The 16,762-nt window shown below is 71.4% G+C and carries 14 protein-coding genes; 8 read left to right on the forward strand and 6 right to left on the reverse strand.

What is annotated here, in order from left to right; translation table 11 throughout:
• Window positions 1-72: 72 nt before the first annotated feature.
• Window positions 73-1,050, forward strand: coding sequence for an NAD(P)H-dependent oxidoreductase (locus ACZ4TR_RS06840; RefSeq protein WP_465286089.1), 978 nt, complete (start codon window positions 73-75; stop codon window positions 1,048-1,050).
• A gap of 4 nt (window positions 1,051-1,054) precedes the next feature.
• Here the strand turns inward: ACZ4TR_RS06840 and ACZ4TR_RS06845 are convergent, their stop codons facing one another.
• On the reverse strand, window positions 1,055-2,527 hold the full coding sequence (locus ACZ4TR_RS06845) for a helix-turn-helix domain-containing protein (protein WP_465286090.1): 1,473 nt from the start codon (window positions 2,525-2,527) through the stop codon (window positions 1,055-1,057).
• 112 nt (window positions 2,528-2,639) lie between these two features.
• On the opposite strand from ACZ4TR_RS06845, the gene exaC reads away from it, so the two are divergent.
• Both exaC and ACZ4TR_RS06855 read left to right on the forward strand, forming a co-directional pair.
• The gene (gene exaC, locus ACZ4TR_RS06850) at window positions 2,640-4,163 is read left to right on the forward strand and encodes an acetaldehyde dehydrogenase ExaC (RefSeq protein ID WP_465286091.1); all 1,524 of its coding nucleotides are present in this window, start codon (window positions 2,640-2,642) and stop codon (window positions 4,161-4,163) included.
• The gene (locus ACZ4TR_RS06855) at window positions 4,163-4,531 is read left to right on the forward strand and encodes a DUF779 domain-containing protein (protein WP_465286092.1); all 369 of its coding nucleotides are present in this window, start codon (window positions 4,163-4,165) and stop codon (window positions 4,529-4,531) included. Before exaC ends, ACZ4TR_RS06855 begins: the two co-directional genes overlap by 1 nt.
• On the opposite strand, the gene ACZ4TR_RS06860 is transcribed toward ACZ4TR_RS06855, so the two are convergent.
• Entirely contained in the window at window positions 4,500-5,876 is a 1,377-nt protein-coding gene (locus ACZ4TR_RS06860) for a M20 family metallopeptidase (RefSeq protein ID WP_465286093.1), read from the reverse strand. The genes ACZ4TR_RS06855 and ACZ4TR_RS06860 overlap by 32 nt on opposite strands.
• Before the next feature lie 54 nt (window positions 5,877-5,930).
• Here ACZ4TR_RS06860 and ACZ4TR_RS06865 point away from each other — a divergent pair, with 54 nt between their 5' ends.
• Entirely contained in the window at window positions 5,931-6,614 is a 684-nt protein-coding gene (locus tag ACZ4TR_RS06865) for an MOSC domain-containing protein (protein WP_465286094.1), read from the forward strand.
• Window positions 6,604-7,194 (forward strand): TetR/AcrR family transcriptional regulator, encoded by a 591-nt coding sequence (locus ACZ4TR_RS06870; RefSeq protein ID WP_465286095.1) that lies wholly within the window; start codon window positions 6,604-6,606, stop codon window positions 7,192-7,194. Before ACZ4TR_RS06865 ends, ACZ4TR_RS06870 begins: the two co-directional genes overlap by 11 nt.
• A 62-nt stretch (window positions 7,195-7,256) precedes the next feature.
• Here the strand turns inward: ACZ4TR_RS06870 and ACZ4TR_RS06875 are convergent, their stop codons facing one another.
• Window positions 7,257-8,822 (reverse strand): beta-N-acetylhexosaminidase, encoded by a 1,566-nt coding sequence (locus ACZ4TR_RS06875; protein ID WP_465286096.1) that lies wholly within the window; start codon window positions 8,820-8,822, stop codon window positions 7,257-7,259.
• Window positions 8,823-8,889: 67 nt separating this feature from the next.
• Window positions 8,890-10,767 (reverse strand): propionyl-CoA synthetase, encoded by a 1,878-nt coding sequence (locus tag ACZ4TR_RS06880; protein ID WP_465286097.1) that lies wholly within the window; start codon window positions 10,765-10,767, stop codon window positions 8,890-8,892.
• A gap of 185 nt (window positions 10,768-10,952) precedes the next feature.
• On the opposite strand from ACZ4TR_RS06880, the gene ACZ4TR_RS06885 reads away from it, so the two are divergent.
• Window positions 10,953-12,707, forward strand: coding sequence for a serine/threonine-protein kinase (locus tag ACZ4TR_RS06885; RefSeq protein ID WP_465286098.1), 1,755 nt, complete (start codon window positions 10,953-10,955; stop codon window positions 12,705-12,707).
• 38 nt (window positions 12,708-12,745) lie between these two features.
• Here ACZ4TR_RS06885 and ACZ4TR_RS06890 read toward each other — a convergent pair whose 3' ends face one another.
• Window positions 12,746-13,315: a class I SAM-dependent methyltransferase gene (locus tag ACZ4TR_RS06890; protein ID WP_465286099.1), complete on the reverse strand. Its 570-nt coding sequence runs from the start codon at window positions 13,313-13,315 to the stop codon at window positions 12,746-12,748.
• Window positions 13,316-13,391: 76 nt separating this feature from the next.
• Here ACZ4TR_RS06890 and ACZ4TR_RS06895 point away from each other — a divergent pair, with 76 nt between their 5' ends.
• A complete protein-coding gene (locus tag ACZ4TR_RS06895) occupies window positions 13,392-14,105 on the forward strand; it encodes an AraC family transcriptional regulator (protein WP_465286309.1) in 714 nt (237 codons plus the stop codon).
• 164 nt (window positions 14,106-14,269) lie between these two features.
• Here ACZ4TR_RS06895 and ACZ4TR_RS06900 read toward each other — a convergent pair whose 3' ends face one another.
• Entirely contained in the window at window positions 14,270-15,838 is a 1,569-nt protein-coding gene (locus ACZ4TR_RS06900) for a dolichyl-phosphate-mannose--protein mannosyltransferase (protein ID WP_465286100.1), read from the reverse strand.
• Between the two features lie 67 nt (window positions 15,839-15,905).
• Between ACZ4TR_RS06900 and rsmI the strand changes: the two genes are divergently transcribed.
• On the forward strand, window positions 15,906-16,757 hold the full coding sequence (gene rsmI / locus ACZ4TR_RS06905; RefSeq protein ID WP_364524595.1) for a 16S rRNA (cytidine(1402)-2'-O)-methyltransferase: 852 nt from the start codon (window positions 15,906-15,908) through the stop codon (window positions 16,755-16,757).
• Window positions 16,758-16,762 lie beyond the last annotated feature (5 nt).

Below are 16,762 nucleotides of genomic sequence, written 5' to 3' on the forward strand. Positions count from 1 at the left end.
TACATCGGTCCGCCTGACATCTCCCCGGCCTGTTTCGTCGGACTGGGTGAACCGACCGAACAGGGGAGAACGATGATCAAGATCGGAATCGTGCTGGGCAGCACCCGTCCCGGCCGCGTGGGGGACCAGGTGGCCCGCTGGGTCCACGACCGGGCGCGCCTCCGCACCGACGCCGAGTTCGCGGTGATCGACCTGCGCGACCACCCGCTGCCCCACCTCGAAGAGCCGCCCGGCTTCTCGGGCCGCTACGAAGACGAACGCACCCGCGCCTGGGCCGCGACCGTCGCCGCCTGTGACGGGTTCGTCCTGGTCACGCCGGAGTACAACCACTCCGTTCCCGGCGTGCTCAAGAACGCCATGGACCACGTGCACGTCGAGTGGAACACCAAGGCCGCCGGGTTCGTCTCGTACGGGGGCGTCGGCGGTGCCCGCTCGGTCGAGCAGCTGCGGCTGGTCTGCGGCGCGCTGCAGCTGGCCGACGTGGCCCCGCAGGTCACCCTGCCCCTCGCGACCGAGTTCGAGAACCACACCGTCTTCGCGCCCGGCGAGTACCAGCTCACCGCCCTCGACACGCTGTTCGACCACGTCGTCGCCTGGAGCACCGCCCTCGCGCCGTTGCGCGGCGGCGATGCCGAAGCCGAGATCCGGGCGAAGCTCGGGCAGATCATCGAAGGGCTGCGGGCCAAGGATCTGGAGGTCCTCAAGGGGGTCTACGCCGAGGACGTCGTGTCGTTCGACGTCGAGCCGCCGCTGCAGCACACCGGGATCGACGCCAAGCTCGCGAACTGGGCCAAGGTGTTCACCTTCTTCGAGAAGGTGGACTACGAGCTCCGCGACCTGACCCTCACCGTGCGCGCCGACCTCGCCGTCGGGCACGGCTTCGGCCGGGTCAGCGGCATCCTGCGCGACGGGACGGCGGTCGACGGGATGTGGGTCCGGGCCACCTTCTGCCTCCGGAAGCGGGACGGCGCCTGGGTGATCGTCCACGACCAGGCGTCGGTGCCGTTCGACATGGCGACCGGCCGGGGCGTGACCGACCTCGAGCCCTGACGCCTCAGGCGAGCCGGGCGCGGTGGGCCGAGACGGCGGCCCGCCGCGGGTCGGCTGCCGGAAGCGTCTTCAGCAGGGCGTCCAGCACCGCGAAGTCGTCCACTCCGCACGCCGTCTCCCAGAACGCCCACAGCACGCCCGGGTCGCCGCTGTTCAACGCCACCTGGCGGACCTGGGCGGTGAGGGACTCGCGCTCTTCGCGGATCGCGGGCGCTTCCGACTCCGGCAGCAGCGGCCCGCGGAAGACGCGCAGGACGTCGGCCGGGGAACCGGTGCGCAACGACGCTCGCGCCCGGGCGAAGTCCGCGTCGACGTCGGCCGCCAGCCGGTACGGGCGGGTCTGCACGACCTGCGCGCCCAGCTGGGAGCGCAGGCGGTGGATCTCCGCGCGGACCGTCACCGGGTTGCCCGTCTCGCCGTAGAGCTGCAGGGCCAGCCGTTCCGCGGAGAGGCCGCTCGAGTGCAGGGCCAGCAGGGTCAAGATTTCCGCGTGGCGCAACGTAAGCGGCACTTCGCGACTGTCCACAGTGGTCGAATGCGCGCCGTCGGAGAGGTAGTCGAGCCGCAGGCGGGAGCGTCGGCTCACACCGCCGGGCGAAAGCCGGAGCAGGTAGCCCTCGGCCAGGGGTTCCACCGTGGCGAGACGGCCGTCGGGCAGGGCGACCGTCCCGCCGCCGCGCCGGACGTCCACTGTGGACGGCAGCAGGCACTCCTGGGCCGCCAGCACCCGCCCGCCCGCCGAGAGCAGTGCGCCGGGCCGGCCGCGCAGGGCTTCCAGGTGCGGCATGTTGACGCGCCGCAGGCGTTCGTCGCGGACCGCGAGCTGGGCGCGCAGCTGCCCCTCGGCGAGCTGCGCGGTCGCCGTGACCAGCGAAATCATCGCCGGGTGGACCGTGCGCAGCGGCCCGCTGACGTCGACGGAGCCGAGCAGCACGCCGGTCTCGGGGTCGCGCACGGGCGCCGCCGCGCACGTCCACGTGTGGTAGCGCCGGACCAGGTGCTCGGCCGAGTGGATCTGCACCGGCTCGCCGGTCGCGAGCGCCGTGCCCATGGCGTTCGTGCCGATCGCCGCCTCGCTCCAGCACGTGCCCTCGGTGAGGCCGACGCGGTCGCCGCGCAGGAGCTGGGCCGTCTCGCCCTCGCGCCACAGGATCAGGCCGTCCGCGTCGGTCACGATCATCACGTGCTCGGCGTCGTCGGCGATGCTCACCAGCATCTGCCGCAGCACCGGCAGCACCGGCGCCAGCGGATGGGCTTCGCGCAGCGAAGCGAGGGCTTCGGTGTCGAAGACGAACGGTGCCTCGCCCTCGTCCGGGTCGACGCGGGCGGCGAGCGAGCGGTGCCACGAGTCGGAGACGACGGAGCGTGGCGGCCGGGGCCCGGCAACGCCCTGGAGCACCGCTTCGCGGACGTGCTCCAGTAGCCGCGCGGACGACTCGGGATCGCGCGGCAGCTCCGGTTCGGGCGCCTCTGCCACGTCCACCAGCGTAGATAGCCGGCTCGCCGCGGTGCAACGCGCTTGCAACGTTGCCCGGCCTACGTTCGCCGCCACCAGCCCAACCGTCACTCCGAGCAACGAGGCAGGGAAGATGGTCCAGTACGCCGCACCGAACACCGAAGGCAGCGTCGTCAGCTACGAGTCGCGCTACGACCACTACATCGGCGGCGAGTACGTGCCACCGGCCGGCGGCCGGTACTTCGAGAACCCGACCCCCGTCACCGGGAAGACCTTCTGCGAGATCGCCCGCGGCACCGCCGAAGACGTCGAAAAAGCGCTCGACGCGGCCCACGGCGCGGCGCCGGCGTGGGGCCGGACGTCGGTCGAGGAACGGGCGAACATCCTGCTCAAGATCGCCGACCGGATGGAGCGGAACCTCGAGGCGATCGCGGTCGCCGAGGCCTGGGAGAACGGCAAGGCCGTCCGCGAGACCCTCGCCGCCGACATCCCGCTGGCCATCGACCACTTCCGCTACTTCGCCGGCGCGCTGCGCGCCCAGGAGGGCGGCATCTCGCAGATCGACGAGAACACCGTCGCCTACCACTTCCACGAGCCCCTCGGCGTGGTCGCGCAGATCATCCCGTGGAACTTCCCGATCCTGATGGCGGTCTGGAAGCTCGCCCCGGCGCTGGCCGCGGGCAACGCGATCGTGCTCAAGCCGGCCGAGCAGACGCCGGCGTCGATCCACCTGCTGTTCTCGATCATCGGCGACCTGATCCCGCCGGGCGTGGTCAACATCGTCAACGGCTTCGGCGTCGAGGCCGGCAAGCCGCTGGCCTCCAGCAACCGCGTCCGCAAGGTCGCCTTCACCGGCGAGACCACGACCGGCCGGCTGATCCTGCAGTACGCCAGCGAAAACATCATCCCGGTGACCGTCGAGCTGGGTGGCAAGAGCCCGAACATCTTCTTCGACGACGTCGCCGCGCGCAACGACGACTTCTATGACAAGGCGCAGGAAGGCTTCGCGCTCTTCGCGCTCAACCAGGGCGAAGTCTGCACCTGCCCGTCGCGGGCGCTGATCCAGTCGGGCATCTACGACCGGTTCCTCGGCGACGGCGTCGAGCGCGTCCGCAAGATCAAGCAGGGCAACCCGCTCGACACGGACACGATGATCGGCGCCCAGGCGTCGAACGACCAGCTCGAGAAGATCCTTTCCTACATCGACATCGGCAAGCAGGAAGGTGCCGAGATCCTCACCGGCGGGGTCCGCAGCGACCTCGGCGGCGACCTGTCGGGCGGCTTCTACGTCGAGCCGACAGTGTTCGCCGGCGACAACAAGATGCGCATCTTCCAGGAGGAGATCTTCGGCCCGGTCGTGTCCGTGGCGAAGTTCGACGACTACGCCGACGCGATCAAGATCGCCAACGACACGCTGTACGGCCTCGGTGCCGGCGTCTGGTCGCGCGACGGCAACACCGCCTACCGCGCCGGGCGCGACATCCAGGCGGGCCGCGTCTGGGTGAACAACTACCACGCCTACCCGGCGCACGCGGCTTTCGGCGGCTACAAGGCGTCCGGCATCGGCCGCGAGAACCACAAGATGATGCTGGACCACTACCAGCAGACGAAGAACATGCTCGTCTCCTACTCCGACCAGGCGCTCGGGTTCTTCTGATGACCGAGCGCGTCGACCTGACGCCGGCCGCCGCGGACCTGCTGCGGCGGCTGGTGTCACTCCACGGGCCGGTGATGTTCCACCAGTCCGGCGGGTGCTGCGACGGCAGCGCCCCGATGTGTTACCCGGCGGGCGAGTTCAAGACCGGGGTCTCGGACGTTCGCCTCGGCTCGCTCGAAGTCGAGGGCATCGACGACGTGCCGGTCTGGATGTCCGGTCCGCAGTTCGAATACTGGAAGCACACGCACCTGACGATCGACGTCGTGCCCGGCCGCGGTAGCGGATTTTCCTTGGAAGCGCCCGAAGGCGTGCGCTTCCTGATCCGCTCCCGGCTGCTCACCGGCGAAGAGTCGGCGGCGCTGAAGTGAAGGCGCCGAACAACGCCGTGGCGAGCACCAGCCCTTCCCGGGCAACCGGGGCGAGCAGGTGCTCGTCCGGCGCGTGCTGCAGGCAGCCCGGGTAGGAGTGCGGCAGCCACAGCGTCGCCAGCCCGAGGACGTCGGTGAAGACGTGGTTGGGCAGGCCGCCGCCGAAGTTGGGCAGCAGGGCGACCGGCCGGTCCGCGACGGCGTCCAAAGTGGACTTCGCCCAGTGGGCCCACGGGTTGTCGACCGGCGTCCGGCTGGCGCGGAAGCTGGTGTCCGCGGTCACGTCGACCATTGAAAGCCCTTGCGCCGCCAGGTGTTCGCGGATGGCGGGGGCGACGCCGTCGACGTCGGTGCCGGCCACGTACCGCAGCTGCAGCACCGCGCGGGCCCGGCCCGGGATGGCGCTGACCGGGCGGTCGGCGTCGGCCGCGCCGAGCGCGAGGACCTCCAGGGTGTTCCAGCCGTAGAGCCGTTCGGCGGGCGCGAGTCGTTGATCGCCCCAGTTCTCGTCCAGTTCCGGGTCGCCCGGCGTGGTGCCGACGACGACGTCGTTCAGGGCCGCGCGCACGGAGTCCGGCAGCTCGGGTGGCAGCAACGCGGGTACCTGAATGCGACCGTGGCCGTCGACCAGGCTCGCGATCGCCCCGGCGAGCGTCGTCGCCGGGTTGCGCAGGATCCCGCCCCAGTTGCCGGAGTGGTAGGAGCCCGGGCGCAGGTCGGCTTCCAGGGTGATGCGGATGCCGCCGCGCGCGCCGAGGAACAGCGTCGGGGTGGCCGCGTCGAGGCGCGGGCCGTCGGAGGCGATGAGGACGTCGGCGGCGAGCAGGTCTTTCTGCCGCGCGGCGAACTCGTCGAGGCCCGGTGAGCCGATCTCTTCGCCGGTCTCGAAGAGGAACTTGAGGTTGAAGCCGAGCTTGCCTCGTGCTTCGAGGAGCAGGCGCAACGCCGTGAGGTTGACCAGGTGCTGGCCCTTGTTGTCCGCGGTGCCGCGGCCGTACCAGCGGTCGCCGTCCGTGGTGAGCGTCCACGGGTCTCGTCCTTCACTCCACTGCCCGGCTTCCCCGACGACGTCGGCGTGGCCGTAGCAGAGCAGCGTCGGCAGCTCGGGCGCCTCGACGCGGACGCCGACCAGGAACGGGCCGCCCGCCGGGTCGGGGTTGGGGTGCTGGGACACCTCGCAGCCGAGGCCGGTCAGCGCCGGGGTCAGGACCTCGTCGAGGTACGCCTGGATCGCGGCGCGGCCCTCGGGGGCGTCGCTCACCGTGGGGTAGGCGACCAGCTGGGCCAGTTCGGTGAAGAAGGCGCCGGAGTCGACGTGTGCGCGGGCCTGATCGAGCAGCTCCATGATCGCCACTCTAGAGGTGGAAAACAATACGAACGGTCGTGCTATATTCGTCGGATGCACGTCGACAGCGTTTACGTGGGCGAACCGAGCGTCCTGGGGTACCGGCGCGAACTGCCGGTGCTCAGCGGGATCACGAAGGCGCGGGTCACGGCGCCGGAGCTGAAGCTGACCGAGCTGAACCTCGACGGCGACCGGCAGGCCGACCTCACCGTGCACGGCGGGGTCGACAAGGCGGTCTACGTCTACCCGGCCGAGCACTACGCGGCCTGGCGCGAGGACGGCTTCGAGGTGTCGACGGCCGACTTCGGCGAGAACATCTCGCTGAGCGGCGTCACCGAAGACGACGTCCGGATCGGGGACGTCTGGGCCTGGGGTGACGCGCTCGTGCAGGTCTCCCAGCCGCGGTCGCCGTGCTACAAGCTCGCCATGAAGACCGGCCGCAAGGACGTCACCCCGGCGATGATCGACTCCCTGCGCAGCGGGTGGTACCTGCGCGTGCTGCGGCCGGGCACCGTGCCGACGTCCGGCGCCCTCGAGCTGGTCGAACGCGCGGACGCGCCGACGATCGCCGAGCTGTACGTGATCTCGTTCGCGAACTACGGTCAGCTGCCGCCGGACAAGATCGAAGCGGCGCTGGACTTCGCGGACCGCGTGCTGGCGACCCCGGCGCTGGCGGTGTCCTGGAGCGCCGGCATCCAGTCCACTGTGGACCGCTGGCGCGCGCGGCATGCCGGCTGACGGCCGGGTCGCCCGCGGCGACGCGACCCGCCGCGTGGTGCTGCGCCGGGCGGTGGACGTCGCGTCGGTCGACGGCCTGGAGGGGTTGTCGCTCGGCCGGCTGGCCACCGAGCTGGAGCTGAGCAAGAGCGGCGTGTTCGCGCTGTTCGGCTCGAAGGAAGAGCTGCAGCTCGCGACGGTCGAAGCCGCTCTGGAGATCTTCCGTTCGTACGTCGTGACGCCGTCCCTCGACGTCGCGCCGGGGCTGCCGCGGCTGCGGGCGATCTGCGAGAACTGGCTGGACTACTCGGAAAAGCGCGTGTTCCCGGGTGGCTGTTTCTTCTTCAACGTCGGCGCGGAGGTCGACGCCCGCCCGGGTCGCGTGCACGACGCGGTGGCGGCGGCGAGCGGCTCGTTCGCGGAGTTCATCCGCGAGACCTGCCGGGACGCGGTCTCGCTCGGCCACCTGGACACGGACGCGGAGATCCTGGCGTTCGAGCTGCACGCGCTGGGCCGCGCGGCGAACGCCGACTCCGTCCTCACCGGCACCCCCGCGCCCTACGCCCTCGCCCGCCGCGCCATCCACGTCCGCCTCGGCTGAAGTCCGTGAATGTCGCATTGAGGGACTCTAAGTCCCTCAATGCGACATTCACGGACTTGCGCTTACTTCCAGTCGACCTGGGGGCTGTGGTAGAAGTCGATGTTCTGGGTGACCCAGCGCGGGGCCTGCTTCGCCAGGCGTACGCGGTAGGCGTCCCAGTTGTGCGTCGACTTCGGGGACCAGCCGATCTCCGCGATGCCGGGCAGGCGCGGGAACGCCATGTACTCGATGTCGTCGCTCGTCCGGATCGTCTCCGTCCACAGCGGCGCCTCGACGCCCGCGACCTGCTTTTCGCCGACACCCGTCACCAGCGAAGCCGGATCCCAGTTGTACCCGTCGCGCACCTCGACCAGCGCCGCCCAGTCCTGGCCCAGCGGGGTCTCGGGGGTGTACTTCATGTCCAGGTACGCGTAGTTCGCCGGCGACATCAGGATCTTGTTGCCCCGGGCCGCGGCGGCCGCGACCGACTCGTTGTCCCCGCCGAAGTCCCAGTACTGCGGGACGGCCGAGACCGGCAGCGTGGACTTCGCGATCTCGTGCCAGCCGGTGACCTTCTTGCCGTACTTGGCGACGATCGGCTGCACCTTCTGCTGGAAGGTCAGGTAGTCCGCGGGCGGTGTCGCGTGGGCCTCGTCGCCGCCGATGTGCAGGTACTGGCCCGGCGTGATCGCCGCCAGCTCGCGCACGACGTCGTCGACGAACTTGTAGGTGATCGGCGAGGAGATGCACAGCGAGCTGTAGCCGACCTCGGTGTCCGTGCGCACCGGGACGGCCTTGCCGTCGCAGTTCAGCTCCGCGTACGTCGACTGCGCCGCGTTCGTGTGGCCCGGCATGTCGATCTCCGGGATCACGGTGATGTGCCGCGAAGCCGCGTACGCGACGATGTCCTGGTACTGCTTCTGCGTGTAGTAGCCGCCCGGGTCGCCGTACGCGGCGGTCTGGCCGCCGACGGTCGCGAGCTTCGGCCAGCTCTTGATCTCGATGCGCCAGCCCTGGTCGTCGGCGAGGTGCAGGTGCAGCGTGTTGATCTTGTACTGGGCGATCTGGTCGATGTACAGCTTGACCTGGTCCGGCCGGAAGAAGTGCCGGGCGACGTCGAGCATCGCGCCGCGCTCGCCGAAGCGCGGGTAGTCGAGGATCGTGCCGCCGGCGACCGTCCACGTCCGGTGCTGGACGCGCTTCGCGTCGATCGCCGACGGCAGCAGCTGCCGCAGCGACTGGACGCCCTCGAAGAGCCCGTCGGCGGTGTTGGCCTTCAGCGCGACGCCGTCGTGGGCGACCTTCAGCTCGTAACCCTCGGTGCCGATGCGCGAGTCGTGCCCGAGCTGCAGCGAGATCGCGGGCAGGCCCCACGAGCGCGGCACGACGGGCAGCGGGTAGCCGGTGGCCGGGCGCAGCAGGCCGCGCAGGTAGTCCGCGACCTGGCCGGCGCCGCGGTCGGCGCTGATCACGGTGAACGGCGTCAGCTTGAAGTCGCCGCGCGGGTCGGCCTTCGCCGACACGGGCGCCGGGACGACGTCCGTCACGCTGCGTTCCGGCGCGGCTGGGGAAGCCGCCGCGGCAGCGGGCAGGCCGACTGCCGTCAGACTCACGATCGCCGCGGTCGAGACGGCTCTGGACAAGCGCATCAGGGCACCTCCGGTCGGGGACTCCCTCACAAAGGTACAGACCAGCCGGTGCATTTGGAACAATACTTTACGAAGTGCGCAGCGCCGCCCGGATCGCGTCGAGGACGCTCGAGTCCTCGATGGTGGAGGGCACCGCTTCGTCGCGGCCGTCGGCGATCGCGCGCATGGTCTTGCGCAGGATCTTCCCGGACCGCGTCTTCGGCAGCGCGTCCACAATGGACACATCGCGGAACGCGGCCACCGGCCCGATGTCCCGGCGGACCATCGCCACGAGCTCGTCGCGCAGCTCGTCCTCGGCGATGTCCGCGCCCGCCTTGAGCACGACGAACCCGCGCGGCAGCTGGCCCTTGAGCTGGTCGGCGACCCCGATGACGGCGCACTCGGCGACGGCGGGGTGCGCCGCCAGCACGGCCTCCATGGACCCGGTCGACAGGCGGTGCCCGGCGACGTTGATGACGTCGTCGGTGCGGCCCATGACGAACAGGTAGCCGTCTTCGTCGAGGTAGCCGGAGTCGCCGGTCAGGTAGAAGCCTTCGTAGCGCGAGAGGTAGGCCTCGCGGTAGCGCTCGTCGTCGCCCCACAGCGTCGGCAGCGAGCCCGGCGGCAGCGGCAGCTTCACCGTGATGGCGCCTTCACGCCCGGCCGGCAGCTCGTCGCCGGCCTGGTCGAGGATCCGCACGTCCCAGCCGGGAACGGGCTTGGTCGCCGAGCCCGGCTTGACGTCCATCGGCTCGAGGCCGCGGAGGTTGGCGGCGATCGGCCAGCCGGTCTCGGTCTGCCACCAGTGGTCGATGACCGGCGTGCCGAGCTTCTCGTGCGCCCAGTGGTAGGTCTCCGGGTCCAGCCGCTCGCCGGCCATGAACAGCGTCTTGAACGCCTCGAGGTCGTACTTCTCCAGCTCCCGGGCGTCCGGATCGAGCTTCTTGATCGCCCGCAGCGCGGTCGGCGCGGTGAACAGCGCTTGGACGCCGTGCTCGGCGATGACCCGCCAGAACGCGCCCGCGTCCGGCGTCCCGACCGGCTTGCCCTCGTAGAGCACGGTCGTCGCGCCGGTCAGCAGCGGCGCGTACACGATGTAGGAATGCCCGACGACCCAGCCGACGTCGGAGGCCGTCCACCAGACGTCGCCCGCGTGGACGTCGTAGATCGCGTCCATCGAATAGGCGAGCGCGACCGCGTGGCCGCCGGTGTCGCGCACGACGCCCTTGGGCTTCCCGGTGGTCCCGGAGGTGTAGAGGATGTAGAGCGGGTCGGTGGCCGCGACCGGCACCGGCTCGGCCGGGGTGGCGTTCGCCGCGAGCTCGCGCCAGTCGAGGCCGCCGCCGGTCAGCTCGGCGCGGGCCTGCTCGCGCTGCAGCACGACGACGTGGTCGGGCTGGTGCTCGGTCATCGCCAGCGCGTCGTCGATGATCGGCTTGTACTCGACGACCCGCGTCGGCTCGATGCCGCAGGACGCCGCCAGGATCACCTTGGGCTTCGCGTCCTCGATCCGCGCCGCGAGCTCCTTGGGCGCGAACCCGCCGAAGACCACGGAGTGCACCGCGCCGATCCGCGCGCAGGCCAGCATCGCGATCGCGGCCTCGGGCACCATCGGCAGGTAGACGATGACGCGGTCCCCCTTCGTGACCCCCAGGGAGCTGAGCGCGCCGGCGAACCGGGCGACGGTGTCCCGCAGCTCCTCGTAGGTGTAGGCGCGTTGCCGCCCGGTCACGGGAGAGTCCCAGATCAGCGCGGCCTGACCGCCGCGGCCGGCCTCGACGTGCCGGTCGAGCGCGTTGTACGAGGTGTTCAGCTCGGCGTCCGGGAACCACCGGTAGAACGGCGGCCGGGAGTCGTCCAGTGCCCGCTCCGGCGGCTTCGTCCAGCTGATCGACCTGGCCGCGGCCAGCCAGAACGCCTCCGGATCGGCCAGGCTCCGCCGGTAGGCTTCGGAGTACGCGCCCATGCCCCGCTCCTTCGCGTCGAACGTTCCCGCCGGCCCCATCATGGCGCGGGAGCGGCGGGCCCGCCGGATTCCGGGCACGCTGAAGACCCGGCAACCTCAAGGCGGCCGGCTGCGTCCTAAGCTGGACCGCGGGGAAACGCCGCGTGACGGTACGAAGTGAACACGGACAGTGAGGGGATCCGGCGGTGAACGGACTCGCGAGCGCGTTGCTCTCGCTAGCCCATTCCTTGTTCGGCCCGGGCTTCTGCCCCGGCGACTGGGTGTGGGCCACGAGTGCGGCCGGCGCGCTCGTCGCGCTGATCCCGCCGGCCGGCGCGCTGGCCGTGTCGATCATCCGGAAGGGCACCGGCAACCGGTACGACGCGACGACGCTGGGCGTCTTCGGCGCGATCGGCCTGGTCAGCGCGCTGGTGCTGCCGTGGCTGCTGTCCAACGGCGTGTCGGGCGTCTTCCGGGCGGAGTTCGCGGGCCAGAAGTCCGGACTGTCCAAGGCCGAGACGGCCACGCTGACCAGCGGCTTCTGCTGGGTGGAAGACCAGAAGCGGTACCTGGGCGGCGGCCAGACCGTCTACGACGTGCTGGTCTCCCGGAACGGCAGCGACATCCCGTTCTTCGTGTACCTGCTGGGGTTCGTCGTGCTGGGGGCCGGCTCGCTGCTGTTCGTCATGCTGCAGGCCCGCACGGCCTTCCGCCGCGGCCCGAAGTGGCCGTCGCGGTTCATCTGGATCCCGTTCGCCGCGATGCTCGTGTTCAGCGTCGGCATGGAAGCGAACACCGCGCTGCACTTCTGGCTCGGCTTCCTGCCGTTCAGCGTGCTGGGCCTGATCCCGGTCGCGATGGTCGGGCCGCCGCCGTGGGCGGTGATCAACCGGCCGGACGTGCCGCCGCGCCGCGACCAGGAGCCGCAGGGCCCGCCGCCGTCGCAGGTCCAGCCGCGCCCGACTCCGCCGCCGCCACCCCCGCCTCCGGTCAACCGGCCGTATCCCAAGACGGCCCTGGCGGCCGCGCCCGAGCCCCCGCCGATGGCCGGCGCGCTGGCCGCCGCGCCGGGCCCGGTCCCGCCGCCGCCCGGCTCGCGCAACGCCGGCGGCAGCCGCTACCGGCGCGTCAAGCAGCTCGGCGCGGGCGGGTTCGGCACGGTCTGGCAGGCCGTCGACACCCAGCTCAACCGCACGGTCGCGCTGAAGATCGCGCACGCGCCGGACCGCGACACCGCCGAGCGCATGCAGCGCGAGGCCCGCGCGCTGGCCGTGGTCAGCCACCCGAACTGCGTCAAGGTGTACGACCTGGCCGAGGAGCCGGACGGGCTCGCGCTGGTCATGGAGTACCTCGAAGGCCGTCCGCTGGCCGAGCTGGTCGACGGCCAGGGCCCGCTCGACGACGTCGCGGCCGGCCGGCTCTGGGCGACGATGGCGGGCGCGCTGGCGGCGGCGCACGACAAGGGCGTCCTGCACCGCGACATCAAGCCGTCGAACGTCATCCTCGACCCGAGCGGCCTGGCCCACCTGATCGACTTCGGCATCGCCCGCAGCCAGGGCGACTCGAAGATGACGGCCACCGGCATGATGATCGGCACACCCGACTTCGTGGCCCCGGAGCAGGCGATGGGCGCGACGGCGTCCCCGGCGTCGGACGCGTGGCAGCTGGCGGCGACGATCAGCTACGCCCTGTCCGGCCAGCCCCCGCGCGGCACCCGCGAGACCCCGATGGCGGCCCTGATGGCCGCGGCCCGGGCGGAACCGGTTTCCCGGCTCCCGCAGCGCAGCGCCCACGCGCGGCTGCTGGCGGCTTCGCTGGACCCGGAGCCCCGGCGCCGTCCGACGTTGAACGCGGTGCGGCGTGAGGTCGAGGGTTGGCTGTCGCGGGCGGGCAAGTCGGCCGACGGCCCGGTGACGCGGGTCGTGCCGCGCCAGCCGGGGAACCAGCTGCCGCGCCGCTAGCGTCGCGCTGCATCGGCGCGGCCGGGAGACGCGCGCCGCTAACCGGGCTTCACGGCCGAGAAGATCACCAGCTCCTTCGGCCTCAGGTCTACCTTGACCTGCTCGAACCCCGCCTTCTCGAGCCGTTCCGGGAAGGTCGCCGCGTCGATGACGTTCATCGTGTCGCCGATGTGCAGGAGGCGGAAGCGGAAGTTGAGCTGGCCGTCGCTGCCGCAGTACGTGCCGCCCGGGCGCAGGACCCGCGCGGCTTCCGCGAAGATCGCGTCCTGTAGCTGCCGGGTCGGCACGTGGTGGAGCATCGTGAAGCACACGACGGCCGAGAACCGGCCGTCCTCGAAGGGCATCTCCGCGCCGCTGCCCTCGACGACCTCGGCACGGGCGCCGAACTTCGCCCGCAGCAGCTCGCTCGACGCGGGGTCGATCTCCAGCACCGTCAGCTTCGGGACGGCGCCGAGCAGCACGTTCGTGGTGGCGCCGAACCCCGGCCCGATCTCGAGCACGTCGTCACCCAGGTCGCGAGCCGCGAGCCACGGCGTCAGGCGTTCCTCGACGGTGGCCGCCCACTTCTCCGAGCTGCAGATCTTGCGGTGGATCAGGTTCATCGGCATGCGTCCGACGCTATTTCGGCGCGGGACTGGCCGGTAGCCGATACCCTGACAAATGATGTCGCCAAACAGCCAAGCCATGCTGCTCGGCGAGGTCGACCTGCCCGCCGGCACCTGGTTCCCCGAGCACGAGCACCCGGTGCACCAGCTGGTCTGGTCGGCCCGCGGGGTCGTCGCGGTCAAGGCGGGCGACGCCGGCTGGGTCCTCCCGCCGACCCGGGCGTTGTGGATCCCCGCCGGTGTCCAGCACCGCACGGGCGCGCTCGGCCGGGCGGCGCTGCGCGGCATCTACGCCGATCCCGCGCTGTCCCCGGTGTCGTGGCCGGTGCCGCGGATGGTGGTCGTCCGCCCGCTGCTGCGCGAACTGCTCGAGTACCTGACCGGCGACAGCGTGGCCCCGGCGGCGCGGCTGCGGGCCGAGGCGGTGGCGTTCGACCTGCTGGAACCTCTGGACGTGATCCCGATCGTGGTGCCGTCCCCGGCCGACCCACGAGCCCGCGACGTCGAGACGGCGGTGGTGGCGAACCCAGCCGACCCGCGCAGCCTGGCGGAGTTCGGGCGCGACGTCGGAGCCGCCGAGCGAACGTTGGCACGCCTCTTCGTCCGGGAGTGCCGGATGCCGTTCGGGACGTGGCGCACGCAGGTGCGGCTGCGGGCGTCGCTGCCCCTGCTGGCGCAGGGCTCGCCGCTGGAGGCGGTGGCCCACCGGGTGGGGTACAGCTCGGCGAGCGCGTTCGCCGCCGCCTTCCGGCGGGCCGTCGGGGTCACCCCGGGGGCGTACTTCGCGGGCTGAGCGACACCAGTACCGCAGCCGCCCGGCGGAACTGGTGTCCGCCAGGACGCCGCCGTTGCGTTCGATCACCCGGCGCGACGCGTGGTTCTCGGGAGCGCAGGTCAGCAGGACGTTGTCGATGCGGGCGACCCGCAAGCTCGCCCGCAGCAGCGCGGTGGCGTGTCCTACCGCCAGGACGGCAGCCACCGTTCGGCTTCCCACTGGCCGGTGGTGATCGCGACGCCGTTCAGGATCGGCCACAGCCAGGCGAAGTTCGCCACCACCAGGCCCACGTACAACGACACCACGAGCAGGCCGGTCCCGCGCCGTTCGAACCCGCGCCGGGCGCTGCCCAGGACCTGGCCCAGGCACAACGTCAACCCCAGCACCAGGAACGCCGCCAGCGGGGTCGCGTAGAAGAAGTACATCTGGCGGTCGATGTTGGTGAACCAGAAGACGTACCCGCCGAGGTAGCCCACCAGCACGGCCGCGTAGCGCCAGTCCGCGCGGAAGATCGAGCGCCACACCGACCAGCCCAGCATCGGGATCGCCAGCCACCACATCGCCGGCGTGCCGATGAGCATCGTCGCGCTGACGCAGCGGGACTCGCCGCAGCCGGTGACGTCGCCGTCGTAGCTGTAGAGCATCGGGCGCAGCCCCATCGGCCACGTCCACGGTTTCGACTCCCACGGGTGCGGGTTGTCCTTGGGCGTGACCAGCGTTTCGTGGAAGTGCAGGACGTTGCCGGTGTAGTCGGCGAGCGAGCGCAGCGACGACGGCACCCACGACCAGAAGCCCGGCGCGATGTCCTTGATCTCGGTGTAGTGCCGGTCGGTCGCGGTCTCGCTCGCGAACCACGCCCAGTACGCGGCAAGGTACATCAGGAACGGGACGAGCAGGATCGCCCACAGCGCGGGCAGCACGTCCCGGCGGATCGTGCCCAGCCACGGCCGTTCGACGCCGGCCGCGCGCCGCGCCGCGACGTCGAAGAACACGCACAGCAGCCCGAACGCGACGATGTAGTACAGCGCCGACCACTTGACGCCGAAGGTGAGCCCGATCATCAGCCCGGTCGCGAACCGCCACCAGCGGAAGCCCAGCTTGGGGCCCCACACGGACTCGTTGACCCAGCCCTCGCGGACCGCCGTCGCGAGCCGGGTGCGCACCTGGTCGCGGTCCACCAGCAGGCAGGAGAACGCGGCGAGCACGAACAGCGCGATGAAGATGTCGAGCATGCCCATGCGCGACTGCAGGTGCAGCACGCCGTCGCTGATCACGAGGATGCCCGCGATGCCGCCGAGCAACGTCGAGCGGGTCAGGCGGCGGGCGATACGGATGGTCAGGAAGACGATGAGCGTGCCGGCCAGCGCGGGCATGATCCGCCAGCCCCAGCCGTTGTAGCCGAACAGCCATTCGCCGATCGCGATCAGCTGCTTGGCCAGCGGCGGGTGGACGACCAGCTCGTAGCCGTAGTTGTCCTCGTAGCCGCCGTTGCGGAGCATTTGCCACGCCTGCGGCACGTAGTGCTTCTCGTCGAAGACCGGGCTGCCCTTGTCCGTCGGCACGCCGAGGTTCTGCAGCCGGACGATGCCGCCGATCGCGGTCAGCACGAGGGTGACGACCCAGCCGCGCAGCCGGTCGGCGGGCATGCCGCGGCCGAGCAGGGTCACTTCGCGGTCGGTCGGCGGCCGGAGCGCCTCGACCGGGTCCGGCCGGACGCTTTCGTCGTCGGGACGGGTCAGCACGGCGGTCACGGGGCGATCCTACGGGCGGGACAGGGCGTGCGTCGTCCGGATCCGCTGATCAGCCTAGGCTGGACCGGTGAGTCCCTCGGTCCTTCCCGGTCGCCTCGTCCTGGCCGCCACCCCGCTCGGCGACGTCCGCGACGCCTCACCCCGCCTGGCCGAAGCGCTGGCGGAAGCCGACGTCATCGCGGCCGAGGACACCCGCCGGTTCCGCACGCTGGCCTCGGCGCTGGAGGTGACCCCCCGTGGCCGGGTGGTGAGCTTCTACGAAGACGTCGAGACGGCCCGCCTGCCCAAGTTGCTCGAATCGTTACGCGCGGGCGAGTCGGTGGTGCTGGTGACGGACGCCGGTATGCCCAGTGTGTCCGACCCAGGGTTCCGGTTGGTGGCGGCGTGCGTCTCGGCGGACATCCCGGTCACGTGCCTGCCCGGTCCGTCCGCGGTGACGACGGCGCTCGCTTTGTCCGGTTTGCCGTGTGACCGGTTCTGTTTCGAGGGCTTCGCGCCGCGCAAGCCCGGGGAGCGGTCCAAGTGGCTTTCGTCCTTGCGCGACGAGCCCCGGACGGCGGTGTTCTTCGAGTCCCCGCACCGGCTGGCGTCGTTGCTGGCGGACGCGGTCGCGGTGCTGGGCCCGGACCGGCCCGCCGCGGTGTGCCGCGAGCTGACCAAGACGTACGAAGAGGTGAAGCGGGGACCTCTGTCGTTCTTGGCGGAGTGGGCCGCGGACGGGGTCCGCGGCGAGATCACGGTGGTGCTGTCCGGGGCCGAGCCGCGGGAGGTGTCGGTGGCGGACCTGGTCTCGGAGGTCGCGGACCGCGTCTCGGCGGGCGAGCGCTTGAAGACCGCGGCGGCGGAGGTCGCCGAGGCCGCGGGGGTGTCCAAAAAGGAGCTTTACGACGCGGTGCTCGCGGCGCGCACCGCGAAGTAACAACG

The sequence above is a fragment of the Amycolatopsis sp. NPDC028719 genome (genome assembly GCF_055565395.1).

What these genes read in the sequence shown, in the direction of transcription:
- ACZ4TR_RS06875 (WP_465286096.1), bottom strand. Translation starts at nt 8,822, where the DNA reads ATGCGCTTGTCCAGAGCCGTCTCGACCGCGGCGATCGTGAGTCTGACG.
- ACZ4TR_RS06890 (WP_465286099.1), bottom strand. Translation starts at nt 13,315, where the DNA reads ATGCCGATGAACCTGATCCACCGCAAGATCTGCAGCTCGGAGAAGTGG.
- ACZ4TR_RS06870 (WP_465286095.1), top strand. Translation starts at nt 6,604, where the DNA reads ATGCCGGCTGACGGCCGGGTCGCCCGCGGCGACGCGACCCGCCGCGTG.
- ACZ4TR_RS06880 (WP_465286097.1), bottom strand. Translation starts at nt 10,767, where the DNA reads ATGGGCGCGTACTCCGAAGCCTACCGGCGGAGCCTGGCCGATCCGGAG.
- ACZ4TR_RS06865 (WP_465286094.1), top strand. Translation starts at nt 5,931, where the DNA reads ATGCACGTCGACAGCGTTTACGTGGGCGAACCGAGCGTCCTGGGGTAC.
- ACZ4TR_RS06840 (WP_465286089.1), top strand. Translation starts at nt 73, where the DNA reads ATGATCAAGATCGGAATCGTGCTGGGCAGCACCCGTCCCGGCCGCGTG.
- ACZ4TR_RS06855 (WP_465286092.1), top strand. Translation starts at nt 4,163, where the DNA reads ATGACCGAGCGCGTCGACCTGACGCCGGCCGCCGCGGACCTGCTGCGG.
- exaC (WP_465286091.1), top strand. Translation starts at nt 2,640, where the DNA reads ATGGTCCAGTACGCCGCACCGAACACCGAAGGCAGCGTCGTCAGCTAC.
- ACZ4TR_RS06860 (WP_465286093.1), bottom strand. Translation starts at nt 5,876, where the DNA reads ATGGAGCTGCTCGATCAGGCCCGCGCACACGTCGACTCCGGCGCCTTC.
- ACZ4TR_RS06895 (WP_465286309.1), top strand. Translation starts at nt 13,392, where the DNA reads ATGCTGCTCGGCGAGGTCGACCTGCCCGCCGGCACCTGGTTCCCCGAG.